The sequence below is a fragment of the Crassaminicella profunda genome (assembly GCF_019884785.1).
Classification (GTDB): Bacteria; Bacillota; Clostridia; order Peptostreptococcales; family Thermotaleaceae; genus Crassaminicella; species Crassaminicella profunda.
Genome location: NZ_CP082326.1, coordinates 4,198,111 through 4,212,355, shown reverse-complemented (window position 1 = coordinate 4,212,355; position 14,245 = coordinate 4,198,111). Strand labels below are relative to the sequence as shown.

Here is a 14,245-nt window from a genome sequence, read left to right as displayed (position 1 = left end):
GACAAAGATTGCATTTTATTAAACAAACTGCAGATTTTGATTTAGGTGATACATCTATAGAAAATATATTCATCAACGATTTCATGCCGATGGCCAATGGTACCTACGTAAAGGTGTATTTACTAGGATATAAATATGCAAACGATAAAGATCCATCCCTTTCCATCAATCATAAAACCATCGCTAAGCATCTTAATATTCCCTTATCTGATGTTTTGGATGCCTGGGATTTTTGGGAACAAAAAGGGATTATTAAAAAGATCCATGAAGATACAGAAGATCCAACAAAATATAGTGTTGAATTCTTAAATTTAAAACAATTATATATCTATAATAATTTTAAGGCTGTAAATGTTCCAGAAAATGATGAAGAAGAGTCTTCAAAACCATACTATTGTTCTCCATCTGATTTGGTTGAAGCCAATAAAGTTCCTGAATTTAAAGAAATGTTTCGTTATATTGACCAAATTTATAGAAGACCGCTACACCCTCATGAAAAAAAGAAGGTACTTGATTGGGTTTATAACTACAATATGGACACAGACCTTGTCGTACGGGCTTTCATGTATTGTGTAGAACAAAAAAATGCTAAAAACTTAAAATATATAGGAGCAGTGATTACAACCTGGTACGATAATGGTATTACCAATATGGACCAACTCGATAAACACCTTGAAAAAACAGATACTCGATATGCACAATATAGAAAAATATATAAATTTTTAGGGATGAATACGAATGATATCCCTGAACCTACTAAAAAAATAATGAATAAATGGCTTACTCAGTGGAAATTTCCTATAGATATTATATTAAAAGCTTGTGAAACAGCTGTAAAAAGAAATAAGATTGATTTTAATTATATTAATGCCATTTTAGAAAATTGGAAAGAAAATAATATTCAATCCGTAAAAGATATAGAGAAAAATGAAACTACAAAAAAAACTACACAGGCAAAACCAAAGAAAGCTCCTGCAAATCGATTTCATAATTTTGAACAACGTACCTCAAAATACTCTAAAGATGAATTAGAAAAATTATTAAGAAAGAAAGAATAAGGTAGGTGTCAACCTTGTATGATCAATTTACAAAAGAAATTCTTTTCGAATATGAAAAGACAAGAGATGTTGAAATAAAAGCATTAGAAAAAAGAAAGATGGAAGTTTACGAAAAAATTCCTAAAGTAAAAGAAATTGACGAGACAATAGGAAAAACAGGCATACTCATTTCAAAAGCCATTCTAGAAAACCCAACAAACTATGAAAAATCTCTAGAAAAAATCCATAAAGCAATGGAACAATTAAAACAAGAAAAAGCTATTTTGCTTACAGAAAATAATGTTCCTATGAATTATCTAGACCTCAATTATAAATGTTCTAGCTGCAAAGATACAGGATTTTTAACAAATGGGAAAAAATGTAATTGTTTTAAGCAAAAATTAATTACTCGTGCTTATTTCATGTCAAATATGGAAGCAGGTCTAAAAAAAGAAAACTTCCAGACCTTTGATATTGCACTCTTTTCAGATGAACCCTTTGAAGACGAAAATTTGACACCTAAACAAAATATGCAAAATATTTTAGCTGTCTGTGAAGGATTTGTATTTAACTTTGACACAAAATCAAATGAAAATCTATTATTTTATGGAACAACAGGGCTTGGAAAAACTTTTTTATGCAATTGTATCGCCAAAGCATTACTTGATAAAGGAAAGATTGTTGTCTATCAAACGGCTTTTAGAATTTTAGAAATACTAGAAAATCATAAATTCAAAAAGCAAAAAAACAAAACTTTAGAAACAAGCTACCAGCTTTTGTTCGATAGTGATTTATTAATCATCGATGACTTAGGAACTGAGCTTACAAATGCCTTTACTAATACAGAAATCTTTAATATTATCAACAGCCGACTTATTCAAAATAAAAAAATTATTATTTCAACCAATCTATCGCCTTTAGAAATTGCGAACACTTATAGTGATAGAGTTTTTTCTAGAATATTTGGATCCTTTACTAGTTTAAACTTTTATGGGAAAGATTTAAGATGGGAAAAATAATAAGCTTCAATACACTTATAAAATCTGTAGCTCTATCATTCTAATGGTCTACAGATTTTACATTATGTAACATCTTTCATTAAAATTTTACAATTTTCTTATTGACATTTACAATTTCATCATGTAATATATATAACTGTGAGTAGCAAAAAATGACCCATTAGCTCAGTTGGTAGAGCACTTGACTTTTAATCAAGGTGTCCCGCGTTCGAGCCGCGGATGGGTCACCATACGCTGGTGTGGCTCAACGGTAGAGCAGCTGACTTGTAATCAGCAGGTTGGGGGTTCGATTCCCTTCGCCAGCTCCATTTACCTTTAAAAAAGAGGGGTGTAAGATACGAGTTCTTACGCTTCTTTTTTATTTTTTGAAATACATCCCATTGACATTTCAAAAATTTTTTTGTACTATAAGAATGTAGCAAATTATTACAAATATGTATAAAATGGTCATAAAGTAATTAAACTATGCTAGTGTGGCTCAATGGTAGAGCAGCTGAATCGTAATCAGCCGGTTGGGGGTTCGATTCCCTTCACTAGCTCCAAAACATTGAAAAGCCTTGGTTTCACAAGGTTTTTGTTTTTTATCTTTTTATAAATCGTTACCCTAATTTTATAGTCAAAACAAGTCTATTTTGAGGTTAAAACTTATATTTATTTTTCTAAAAGCATCGTTTCTCTCTTCTAATATGTATGTTTTCTAAAGAAAATATCCATTATTCTTTAGTACTTGCAACCTCTTTGTTTTCATATAACTCCAACGCTTTATACCAATAATAATATCCTTCTGGACTAAATTTCTTTATAGCCTTAAAGCTCCTTCTAAATATAGGCTGGTCTATATTTAAGCTCTTTACATCAATCTTAGAATCAAAATATTCCATTCCAAGCACTGAATTTTTTATCAGCAGAGATAAATACGCTGTTTTTGCTGCGCTCAAAACAGCTTCTTCTATAATATAATTCTTAGTAAATATATATCCCTTAATTCGCTTTACCCCTTCTTCAAGCTGCCTATACTTATCTTTTTTAATGCCACCCCGAAAAGCAACAATGATTGAAGTTTCTATAATATCATCTAAAACATTGTCAAATGACATATCCGTTAATCCACGATATTCTAATTCTTGATTTGCTATTTTAATAAAAGTATCTTTTACAACTTGTAAATTATTTACTTCATCAAACAAATTACTAACATCAAATAATTGCTTAATAATTTCTAATTCTTTTTTTACTCCATAAGGAATTCCTGTTGTATTGGGTGCAAACGCCGTCATTTTATCACCTAAAATACAGTCAATTGATGGCATTGTTACCCTAGCAGGTTCTCGTTCTGTCATTAAAAATTCACAGTCAATCTCTTTCTCAACTAACTCTGTATATGGATTTTTTTCATATAATATATCTAATAAAATATACTTCTCTTTTTCATCTAACACTGATTTATAAAAAAACTTATAATGTGCTTTAGGTATATTTTTTGACGTATTTCTCTTCATCTCTTCATATCTGTAAAAAACAGGATTATTTTCAACTATAGTGTTACATAAATTTCCTAAATCAATATTATTTTTATCTTCAATAATAATATCTATATCAATTGAAAATCTATGTATTACATTAAGTAATAAAAGCAATGATGTTCCACCTTTAAATATAAATTCCAACTTAGTTTTTGTAAGATTTTCAAGCAAATATAAAGCATTTATAACTTTTTCTATCAGCTGTGGATCTGCTTGTTTTCTTCCTCTTTTAAAATAGTTACTTCTATCATTTATCCATTCTTTAGTAAAAGTTTTGTTCGATATCATATTCTCAACTCCTAGATATATTTTTCATTAATACTAGTATTTGAAACAATAAATTCCAATAATTTTTCTTTTGCCCCTCTATTTCTAGCATATCTATGAAGCGTTGTTACATTTATAGAATATTCTTCATATACTCGCTCAAATATATTTATTAATTCTTGTCCCTGATATGCTCTCAATAAATTATTTTCAACAAAAGCATCTACTAATATTTTTTCTATTTTAGGTATTTTCACTTTTTCATATTCTATGATAGGCGATTCTTTAATCAATGGCTTCAGTATGATTACATTTTCATTCAAAATATACTGATCAATAGATTCTTCTTTTGGATTTAGATAAACATCACTTCTTTTTTCTCTTAACAATTGAAAAACTATTTCTAAAACATCCTTATCTACTTCTAAAATACTTAAAGAAACAAACGGCTGATGATTCATAAAATCATGTAACCAAGATGTATTCCATATGCAAATATCTATATATGGAAACTTTCTTTTTACATAATTATAAATCCTTTTCATTGGTAAATTAACAGTAGGCTTATATATTCTTCTCGTTTCAATAATGTAAATTCCTCGTTTCAAACTTCTAATTATTCCTTTGTTTTTCAAATCATAAACTCTCCATCTAAAAGTTCCTCTATTTAATCCTTCTTCATACCGTGTGTAAAATTCATATAATTCTTTCGAACTAATAGGCTTTTCATATCCAAAATAATCAATGATTTCTCCTATCTTCAATTTATCATCTTTCATAATTAACACTCCTAAAACAATCTAACAAACCGGAATTTTTCGATGTTTTTCCGGTTTGTTTGTTTATTTTTATTATATTATATAATAAATCAAAGTATAAATTCAACTTATTATTTTTACTATAATGGAATAGATTTTTTATTTCAAACAATTAGGAATAAGCTAATCATTTTCCGGTTTGTTTGATATTTTTTTATTCTAACAAGCTATAAATATCTTACAAGCAGTAATAGAAAATAGAGAAATCATTGTTATTATTACTGTAAATGATTATGATATCACAGAAAAAATTCCAATAAAAAAGATGATATTGTCACATTAATACCCAATAGTTCTAATACCATGCATCATTCGATAACTATTGATACTCCACAAACGCCCGTGAAAATCAATAGACAAAGTTAAACAAATCTTGATCAAGTTTGAAGCTTGCATGTTTTATAAAATTCTATATTATATTTAGCATATCTTAGCTAGGAATATATTTCCTGTTTCTATTTTAAATTGTAAAATATCCCATTTTCTTGTAAAATATTAACACGCCACCTTATTTCCAAAGAAACATTTGTAATATTATGTAATAAATATCAAACATTAAATAGACTCTCAGTATCCCTCTTAGTTATAAAAAAGCTATCTTTTTGTATGTACATAATGAGATTAAACATTAATAAAATCACAAGAAAGGAACATAACACTAAATTTCTATTACTAATTTAAGGAGGTAATTATGTTAGATTTAGTTTTTTCTAAAAGGCCATTTAAAGTACGAAATGCTGATGAATACGATTTATCTACAGTTTTAAATTTATTTGTTGATCCAACAAAAATATTAAATAATCCTTTCGATTATGAAAATATAATTGTAAAGGGTAAAATGGGAACAGGTAAAACAATGTACTTACGAGCTAATCATGCATATCATTTATATAATATTGTACCTTCACTGATAAATGACGATCCCTTAATTTTACCAATATATGTTAAATTGAGCGATTTTCAACATATTAGTAGTGTTAAAGAAATTTATAATTCTATTATTATTAAAATAATAGATGAAATGGCAAAAATATATCTTCATGTATTAGATGCAAATAAAATGGCAAAAATTCACAGAGGAATGAATTCATTACCTTTATTTACGATTAATAATAAAAAAATTCAACAAACTTATAATGAACTCAAAAAGTTATCCGCCGAAGAATATATTGAAAGAATGAGTTCAGACGAATTTCTTGGAGCAAGTTTAAAATCAAACTTAGCTGAAGTCTCAGCTAATACCAAGAAAACAATAGATACAGAGATTAAACAAAAGAATAATCCATCTATAGCAGATATAGAGAGAATTTTTAATATGTTAATAAGAGATTTTGATGGTAAGTTATTAATATTAATTGATGAAGCTGGATCTATAACCAAAGAATTTTTTAAAGAGACTAATACTAATTCATATTTTGAAATATTAATGAATCAGTTAAGGACTTCTTCATTTATTAGAACTAAAATAGCTGTTTATCCTCAGACTTTTTCAGATATTTTAACAGAAACTAGGTATGGAGATGTTTTTCAACTACAAGAAGATATTATAGATGAAAGAGGATATAGTTCTTTTAGAAAACGCGTTACCCATTTAATTGAAAAATATATTTCATCAGTTTATGACGATGAAAAGGTTGCATATACTGATGTGTTTGAAGATGAAATTAAAGATATCGGCACAGATGCCTTGGAACAAATAATACATGCCTCTAATGGTAATATGAGAAGATTAATACAACTACTAGATTTATCTATGTTGTGTACTTTTGAAAATGAAGGAAAAGCTACAAAAATTACTTATAGACATGCCATTAATGCATTAATAAAACATGGAAAATCTATGGAAGATTTATATAAAGGGCTTGATAAAGATTTTTTATCCTCTTTAGTAAGCGCTTGTAAATCTAGACAAGCATATAAGTTTAGGTTTCCTAATAAAGCTCCTGTTATATATAAGTATACATATAAATCTGCAGAAGCAAATATATTAAATGTAGAGGAATTAGGTACTGGTAGAAGAAGTACGACTTATTCATTCGATTATGCCTATTGTATTTATAGTGGATTACCAACTCATTATGTAAAAAAAAGTGAAAGAATTGATAAAAATAGAAGTAGAAGAAATGGTGATTGGATTAAACGAGTTACAACTTTGTCAGATGAGTTACTAGATCATGCAAGTATGCCTGGAAAAATTGATGGCTCAATTACATGGATAAATAAAAAAGAAAGAAATAGTGGATTTATAACAGGAATAGATAATAATCAATACTACTGGGATCAAAGCTATATTGTACATAGTGATAAAAGCAAACAAAAAACTTATAAAAGTAAAGTAAGATTTTATCCTGTAAAAATTGGAGATTCCTTATTTGCTACAGAGATTGAAATATTAAAGTAATTAGCCCAGATCTATTTTTTAAAATAATTAACGTAATATAAAATATTAAACAAATCTTAATTTATTAAAACGTATATTTGATCAAATATACGTTCCGTTAAAATTTTTTGTAAAAATAGTCAGTTCAAATAAATCATGACTTTTTTCGCACTTTTATTATTTATCTGAATCGTAATCAGCCGGTTGGGGGTTCGATTCCCTTCACTAGCTCCAAAATGTAGAAAAACCTTGTCAAAACAAGGTTTTTTATTTTTTTTGAAAATTAAAGTTCCTTGCAAATACAAAAGAATTCTATCACACATATCCACCCTCCCGCATAAATTAAAGTGATGTTTCAAATTAGTATTGAATAAAATATAATAACACAATCATTTAAAGCAAAGGGGGCCGTTTTATGAGATTAAAAGATAAGATAGCAATTATTACAGGTGGAGGAAGAGGTATAGGGGAAGCTACTTGTTTAAGATTTGCAGAAGAAGGAGCTAAAGTAGTAGTAGTAGATAAAAATGGTTCTGATGTTAACACAGTTGTAGAAAAAATAAAAAAAGCTGGTGGAGAAGCTATAGGAAAAGAAATAGACGTTACAAACAGACAACAAGTAGATAAAATGATTGGTGATATAGTGAGTAAATATGGAAGAATAGATATTTTCATCAACAATGCAGGAATTACAGCAGACGCTAAATTAGAAAAAATGACTGAACAACAATGGGATCAAGTAATAGATGTAAATCTTAAAGGAGTGTTTAATTGTGCTCAAGGAGCTGCTAAAATAATGAAAGAGCAAAATGGCGGCGTACTATTAAATACCTCTTCTGTTGTAGGGATTTATGGGAATTTTGGTCAAACAAACTATGCTGCTTCAAAATGGGGTGTCATTGGTATGACTAAAACATGGGCCAAGGAGTTAGGAAAATATAACATAAGAGTAAATGCAGTAGCTCCAGGCTTTACCTTAACCGCTATGGTCAAAAAAATGCCTGAAAAAGTTCTCACAAAAATCCGCGATAAATCACCATTAAAAAAATTAGCTCAGCCAATTGATATGGCCAATGCTTTTTTATTTCTTGCATCAGATGAAGCAAGATTTATTACAGGAACAGTACTCAGTGTTGATGGGGGCGTTGTACTTTAATACACAATAGTTTATACAGTTCATTTCGTCCTATAAAATAGGATTGCATTTATTAAGTTTATAAATAATTAAAATTTTATCTCTATCCTTCTTGAAACAGAATCTCTTAAAATAAGGGATTCTGTTTTCTTATATTAGATAAATTTCATAATAATTTCTCAAAGTTTTATGCATATCTATATTCTTTTGTTCATAGTATGGTCTTGTAGCTTAATTAGTTTATAAAAAAAACAAAAAAACAATATCATCTATTAGAGAGGAGCGAAATTATGAAAGATAAGCCTTATGAAGAAATATGTATAGGAGACAAAGCGAGTTTTTCTAAGGTTATAAAAGAAGATCATATTTCAAGCTTTGCGAATATCACAGGAGATTTTAACCCCATCCATCTTGATTCTGATTTTGCTGCTAAAACTAGATTTAAAAAGAGAATTGTCCATGGCATGCTCACAAACTCACTAATTTCTGCTGTTTTAGGAACAAAATTACCCGGGATGAATACCCTTTATTTATCTCAAAATTCAAAGTTTGTAGCACCAGCCTATATAGGTGATGAATTAACCGCTACTGTAGAAGTAAAAGAAAAAAGAGATGCAAAGAAAATCATCGTTTTAGAAACCGTTGTTACCAATCAATTAGGAAAACAAATTTCAATTGGTGAAGCCATCGTTAAAAAGATGGATGCTTAACTTAAACTTAATGATATAAGGGGGATTTTTTATGTGCAAACAACAATCAGATAACAACTTTGTGGATCAGTATTTTGAATTACAAAAGAAAATGTTTCATACATGGCAAGAAAGTTTTATACCCACTAAAAAAGAAAAAAGTTCTGATCCTATCACCGGACAAAATCCAATAGACTTTTTTAATCAATGGGTGCATACAAGTTACGATGCTTTTTCAAAGAATATAAACTTTATGAAAGAAAATGCTGCACCAAACAACATGTTAGGTGCATTAGAATCATATCAAAATCTATATAAATTTTGGAATAATTTTACTTCAATAAATGATAAAGAGCAGTTAGAAAAGTTTTATAGTAATTGGCAAAAAGAATATACAAAAATGATATCCAATCATTTTATGAACTTTTTACCTGATTCTGCACAAAGCTTATTAAAAGATCCTATAGATCTCTATCAAACATATTTGAATACGAGTAAAAATTTTTATACCCCATGGATCAATAGCTTTAACGAATCCCAATCCTTACTAGGAAAAAGTTGTATGGGCGATACAGATGCTTTCCTTAATTATTCAAAGCTTTGGAGAAAAAATTATGAAAAAACCTTTGGCAGAGTTTTTGATATTCCTGCTCTAGGACTTGGAAAAGAATCTTTTGAAAATGATCTAAAACGTGCAGATGCCTTCATCACTTATATGAATACAATCAATGAATTCTTTGCAACCATTTATAAAGTAGGAACAGAAACTATGGAAAATATCATGAAAGAATATCAAGACATGTTAAAGAAAGGAACACAACCAAAAACTTTTAAAGAGTTTTATGAATATTGGTGGAAAGAAAATGAAGCTGCCTATATTAATCTTTTTAAAACAGATGACTTTTCTAAGCTTCTTAGTCAAGTTGTTGATGCAGGACTTATTTTAAAACAAAACATGGATAAATTTTTTGAAGAGCAATTAGATTTTTTACCCTTTCCCAAGATGAGTGATATGAAAAGTCTTTATAAAACAGTCTATGACTTAAAAAAGCAAGTCAAAAATTTAAACAAACAAATAATCAATTTAAATAAAAATACTAATGATATGGAATAGGAGGAATGACATATGTATTCACCTTTTGGAATAGATATAGAAAAATCCATTGAAGATTCATTAGATCTTCAAAAAAAGTTTGTAAAAGGAATGGAAAATCTTCTAGATGTAGAAGTGACTGATTCAGATATAACACCAAAAGATCTTGTATACTCAGAAGATAAAATGAAGCTTTATCATTACAAGCCTTTAGTTAAAAATCCATGCAAAGTTCCTACATTAATTGTTTATGCATTAGTAAACCGTCAATACATGATGGATATTCAACAAGACCGTAGTGTAATAAAGAATTTGCTAGAGTTAGGATTAGATGTATATATTATGGACTGGGGATATCCAACGAAGGAAGATATGTATCTTACAATGGATGATTATATCAATGGCTACATGAATAATGCTGTAGAGTATATTCGTAAAGCTGAAAAAATTGATCAATTAAATCTTTTAGGCGTATGCCAAGGTGGTACTTTTTCTGCCATTTATTCATCCATTTATCCAGAAAAAATCAAAAATTTAGTTACAATGGTTACCCCCATTGACTTTGATACAGATGACGGATTGTTATTTAAATGGGGAAAACACCTTAATATAGATAATATGGTAGATACCTATGGAGTTTTACCTGGTGCTTTAATGAATTCTGGTTATTTATTATTGAAACCTTTCCAATTAATGTTAGATAAATACGTAAACCTTTTTGAAAATATGGATCAGCGGGAATTGGTTCAAAATTTTATGAGAATGGAAAAATGGATATTCGATAGTCCTGGGCAAGCAGGAGAAACCCTTCGTCAGTTTGTAAAAGACTTATATCAAGAAAATAAGCTTATAAAAGGTACTTTAGAAATTGGAGATAAAAAAGTTGATTTGAAAAATATCAATATGCCTGTATTAAATATTTATGCACAATACGATCATTTGGTACCTCCTTCAGCAACGATTCCTTTAAATGACCATATATCCAGTACAGATAAAGAACTATGCTCTTTCCCTGTAGGTCATATTGGTATGTACGTAAGCAGTAAATCTCAAAAACAAATGAGCCCTAAATTAGCTAAATGGTTAATGGATCGATCTAAATAAAAAATCTTCCTTCAATATTAAAATAGGTCAGGATTGAATAAACTTTTATTCAGTCCTGACCCCTTGTTTTTTATTTAAAAATTTTCTCTCTTACAATTGTTTGACTTCTCTTTGGTCCAACAGATACAATCTTAACCTTTGCACCTACTAGCTCTTCGATTCTTTCTACATAGTTTCTTGCGTTTTCTGGAAGTTCTTCATAAGTTTCACAACCTGTTATATCTTCTGTCCATCCAGGTAATGTTTCATATACTGGTTCACATTCTCCTAGAGTTTTAAGGCTTGCTGGAAAATGATCTATAACTTTATCTCCTAATTTATAGCCTGTACAGATTTTAAGCTCCTCAAGACCTGTTAAAACGTCTAGTAGCATAATAGATATAGCTGTTACACCATTGATTCTTGAAGCATATTTTACCATTACTCCATCAAACCAACCACATCTTCTTGGTCTTCCTGTTACAGTTCCAAATTCATTTCCTGCTACTCTGATTTTGTCTCCTATTTCGTTATCCAACTCCGTAACACAAGGGCCTTTTCCTACTCTTGTGGTATAAGCTTTTACTACACCTACTACTTCTTGAATCATATTTGGTCCTATACCTGCTCCTACAGGGAAACCTCCTGAAGTAGGATGTGAGCTTGTTACATACGGATATGTTCCTAAATCTATATCAAGTAAAGCTCCTTGTGCTCCTTCAAATAACACTTTTTTATCTGCCTTGATCGCATCATATAATACAACAGTTGTATCTGTAACATATTTTCTTATTTTCTCTGCATATCCTAAGTATTGATCAATAATTGCTTTTGCGTCTAACTTTTCTCCACCATAAATCTTTTCAATGATTGTATTTTTTCTTTCTATTTGATGAGACACTTTTTCAATGAATACATCTTTATCCATTAAATCACAAATTCTTAGGCCAGATCTCTCTACCTTATCCATATAGCATGGCCCTATTCCATTTTTAGTGGTACCAATCTTTTCACCACCACGTGCCTCTTCTGCTAAAGTATCTAGCACCTTATGATATGGGAATATTACATGAGTTCTGTCACTAATCTTTATATTGTCTGTTTTAACGCCTTTTGCTTCTAATTTTTCTATTTCCTTTAAAAATCCTTCTGGGTCAAATACAACACCATTTCCTATAATATTGATGGTCTCTGGATAAAGAATTCCTGAAGGGATTAAACGAAGTGCATATTTTTGGTCTCCAACTACAACCGTATGCCCTGCATTATTTCCTCCTTGAGCTCTTACAACTACTTCTGATTCACCTGCTAAATAATCAATTACCTTACCTTTTCCTTCATCTCCCCATTGAGCACCAACAACTACAACTGTTGACATAAAAGCCACCTACCTTTGAGCATTTATTTATATAAAATATTTTTATATTTTTCACGAACATACATGTTTAATAGTATCAGAATAGACTTTTTTAGTCAATAAAATACGAATATTTATATTTCTTTATTTGTTTTCATTCGGTAGCTATACTGCCTCAAATTAAACTATAAAAAGGTGCCTAAAATCATTTAGACACCTTTCTCTTTACTTCTCTTTACTTTCAAGATATTCATTTAAGTCGTTTAATAAAGCATCTGGATCTATTCCATGCACTACAGATACATCTGCAATACTTTCCATTGATGCTGCTGGGCATCCTAAACAAGTTAATCCATGTCTCATAAAGATTGGAGCTAACTCTCTATCCATTTTTAATACTTCTGCTATAATCATATCTCTTGTAATTTTAGCCATATTTTCATCCTCCTTTTTAATATTTTACAACAACCTATTTAACATTATACCATTTTTTAGATAAAAACAAACGACAATTTTCCCTCGTATCCTTTTTAAGATTTTATCCACATATCCACAGATTTATTCCACAGATACACATGGTTTTGTGGGTAAACTGTTTATTTTCTTATAAAACTCTTCTTTGCTAACTTTCATATGCACATAACAAGTTTTCTTTTTCCCTCCTGAGATGATAAACAATCTTCTTAACTGACTATATAACGGATTATAAAATATTTCTGCATATTGATCCTCAAATTCATCCATACTCTCTTTCACAATTTCAAATCCACAGCTAGTATAACATTTTATAGCTCTTTTATTAAACTTTGCAGCTCTTAATATGAGGGTTTTCATTTTAAGTATGTTAAAATAATAATCTAAAAATAGTATAATTGCTTCTTTCCCGTATCCTTGATTTATATACTGTGCATCAAAAACAATCCCCAATTCACTTTCTCGCCTCATCCATTTCATGTCTCGAATAGATAGATATCCTATTACTTCACCGTCCTTACTTTCTATGGAAAAGCTTTTTCTTTTCAATTTTTTTGTTTTTATGCGATACCATTCATCACTTTGTTCTTTATTCATTTTGGGAAAATTATAATGAAAATATAGTGGATCTTCATGAGTTGCCCAACATTGCATTTTGTCCACATCTTCACGAAGTAGTTTTCTAATATAAACTTTTTCCCCCTTTAATATTTTCATATTCGCCACCCCTATATACATAAACTATCTATATTATTATAACTTATTATTCTAATGATTTTTATGCTTTTCATCATAAAAAAATGTATAAAAAAATAAAGACATCTCAAATTGATGTCTTTATTACTTTTCTAACCCATCTATTAATCTTTTAAATTTGTGTAAATGCTTTACTTCTTCTTTAATTAATCTTTCTAATACAAGTTTAGTCATTTCAAATTTTGTATTCTTTACAATAGCTTCATAAAAGAGTATGGAATCCTTTTCTGCTTGAAGCCCTATAATAAGTGCATCTTTTACACTATGGATATTTTCTACTTTGTTGCTGGTTAATCCATTCGTATTAAAGATTGCTGTTTCACTGATAGCTTTTAAATATTCTGTCGTAGGCTCATCATATAAAGATTGTGCTTCTTCTTGTTTTTCTAGCTTTTCAGCAACTCTATCATATAGATTTTGAAAAGTATTTTTGTGTTCCATTTCTTCTGCAGCTAAATATTCAAACATTTTTTTTACATCTTCATCATCAAATTTTTCTGATGCCTTTTTATAAAAATCATATCCTGCTTCTTCAATTCCTTTTGCAATCTTTAATATTTCTAGTTCACTAAAATTACTAATCGGCATGTTTGATATCTCCCTTCATCATCTCT

General features: G+C 29.3%; 13 protein-coding genes and 3 tRNA genes. 10 read left to right on the top strand and 6 right to left on the bottom strand.

Annotated elements, in window-relative coordinates:
- The first annotated feature begins 8 nt into the window (after positions 1 to 8).
- The 5 genes from K7H06_RS19410 to K7H06_RS19390 all read left to right on the top strand — a co-directional run bounded on the left by K7H06_RS19410 (position 9) and on the right by K7H06_RS19390 (position 2,598).
- The gene (locus K7H06_RS19410) at positions 9 to 1,058 is read left to right on the top strand and encodes a DnaD domain-containing protein (protein ID WP_223037645.1); all 1,050 of its coding nucleotides are present in this window, start codon (positions 9 to 11) and stop codon (positions 1,056 to 1,058) included.
- 14 nt (positions 1,059 to 1,072) lie between these two features.
- Positions 1,073 to 2,056, top strand: coding sequence for an ATP-binding protein (locus tag K7H06_RS19405; RefSeq protein WP_223037644.1), 984 nt, complete (start codon positions 1,073 to 1,075; stop codon positions 2,054 to 2,056).
- Between the two features lie 154 nt (positions 2,057 to 2,210).
- Positions 2,211 to 2,286: transfer RNA gene (locus K7H06_RS19400), tRNA-Lys, on the top strand.
- Between the two features lie 3 nt (positions 2,287 to 2,289).
- A tRNA-Thr gene (locus K7H06_RS19395) sits at positions 2,290 to 2,364 on the top strand.
- Between the two features lie 159 nt (positions 2,365 to 2,523).
- A tRNA-Thr gene (locus tag K7H06_RS19390) sits at positions 2,524 to 2,598 on the top strand.
- A 171-nt stretch (positions 2,599 to 2,769) separates the two neighbouring features.
- Here K7H06_RS19390 and K7H06_RS19385 read toward each other — a convergent pair.
- Positions 2,770 to 3,867, bottom strand: coding sequence for a nucleotidyl transferase AbiEii/AbiGii toxin family protein (locus K7H06_RS19385; RefSeq protein ID WP_223037643.1), 1,098 nt, complete (start codon positions 3,865 to 3,867; stop codon positions 2,770 to 2,772).
- An 11-nt stretch (positions 3,868 to 3,878) separates the two neighbouring features.
- Positions 3,879 to 4,625: a DUF6577 family protein gene (locus tag K7H06_RS19380; RefSeq protein ID WP_223037642.1), complete on the bottom strand. Its 747-nt coding sequence runs from the start codon at positions 4,623 to 4,625 to the stop codon at positions 3,879 to 3,881.
- 730 nt (positions 4,626 to 5,355) lie between these two features.
- On the opposite strand from K7H06_RS19380, the gene K7H06_RS19375 reads away from it, so the two are divergent.
- The 5 genes from K7H06_RS19375 (at position 5,356) to phaC (ending at position 11,065) form a co-directional block, all read left to right on the top strand.
- Positions 5,356 to 7,065 (top strand): ORC-CDC6 family AAA ATPase, encoded by a 1,710-nt coding sequence (locus K7H06_RS19375; RefSeq protein ID WP_223037641.1) that lies wholly within the window; start codon positions 5,356 to 5,358, stop codon positions 7,063 to 7,065.
- Positions 7,066 to 7,459: 394 nt separating this feature from the next.
- Entirely contained in the window at positions 7,460 to 8,200 is a 741-nt protein-coding gene (fabG, locus tag K7H06_RS19370; RefSeq protein ID WP_223037640.1) for a 3-oxoacyl-ACP reductase FabG, read from the top strand.
- Between the two features lie 269 nt (positions 8,201 to 8,469).
- Positions 8,470 to 8,889 (top strand): MaoC family dehydratase, encoded by a 420-nt coding sequence (locus K7H06_RS19365; RefSeq protein WP_223037639.1) that lies wholly within the window; start codon positions 8,470 to 8,472, stop codon positions 8,887 to 8,889.
- A gap of 31 nt (positions 8,890 to 8,920) precedes the next feature.
- Positions 8,921 to 9,982, top strand: a complete 1,062-nt coding sequence (locus K7H06_RS19360; protein ID WP_223037638.1) for a poly(R)-hydroxyalkanoic acid synthase subunit PhaE — start codon at positions 8,921 to 8,923, stop codon at positions 9,980 to 9,982.
- A 12-nt stretch (positions 9,983 to 9,994) separates the two neighbouring features.
- A complete protein-coding gene (gene phaC, locus K7H06_RS19355) occupies positions 9,995 to 11,065 on the top strand; it encodes a class III poly(R)-hydroxyalkanoic acid synthase subunit PhaC (protein ID WP_223037637.1) in 1,071 nt (356 codons plus the stop codon).
- Positions 11,066 to 11,135: 70 nt separating this feature from the next.
- On the opposite strand, the gene K7H06_RS19350 is transcribed toward phaC, so the two are convergent.
- The 4 genes from K7H06_RS19350 to K7H06_RS19335 all read right to left on the bottom strand — a co-directional run bounded on the left by K7H06_RS19350 (position 11,136) and on the right by K7H06_RS19335 (position 14,219).
- Positions 11,136 to 12,422: an adenylosuccinate synthase gene (locus K7H06_RS19350; protein WP_223037636.1), complete on the bottom strand. Its 1,287-nt coding sequence runs from the start codon at positions 12,420 to 12,422 to the stop codon at positions 11,136 to 11,138.
- 204 nt (positions 12,423 to 12,626) lie between these two features.
- Complete coding sequence (locus K7H06_RS19345; RefSeq protein WP_223037635.1) at positions 12,627 to 12,836, bottom strand: DUF1858 domain-containing protein; 210 nt, start codon at positions 12,834 to 12,836, stop codon at positions 12,627 to 12,629.
- Between the two features lie 123 nt (positions 12,837 to 12,959).
- Positions 12,960 to 13,592 carry a GNAT family N-acetyltransferase gene (locus tag K7H06_RS19340; protein WP_223037634.1) on the bottom strand — a complete coding sequence of 211 codons (633 nt, stop codon included), beginning with the start codon at positions 13,590 to 13,592 and terminating at the stop codon, positions 12,960 to 12,962.
- Positions 13,593 to 13,715: 123 nt separating this feature from the next.
- Positions 13,716 to 14,219, bottom strand: a complete 504-nt coding sequence (locus K7H06_RS19335) for a ferritin family protein (RefSeq protein ID WP_223037633.1) — start codon at positions 14,217 to 14,219, stop codon at positions 13,716 to 13,718.
- Between the last annotated feature and the right edge of the window lie 26 nt (positions 14,220 to 14,245).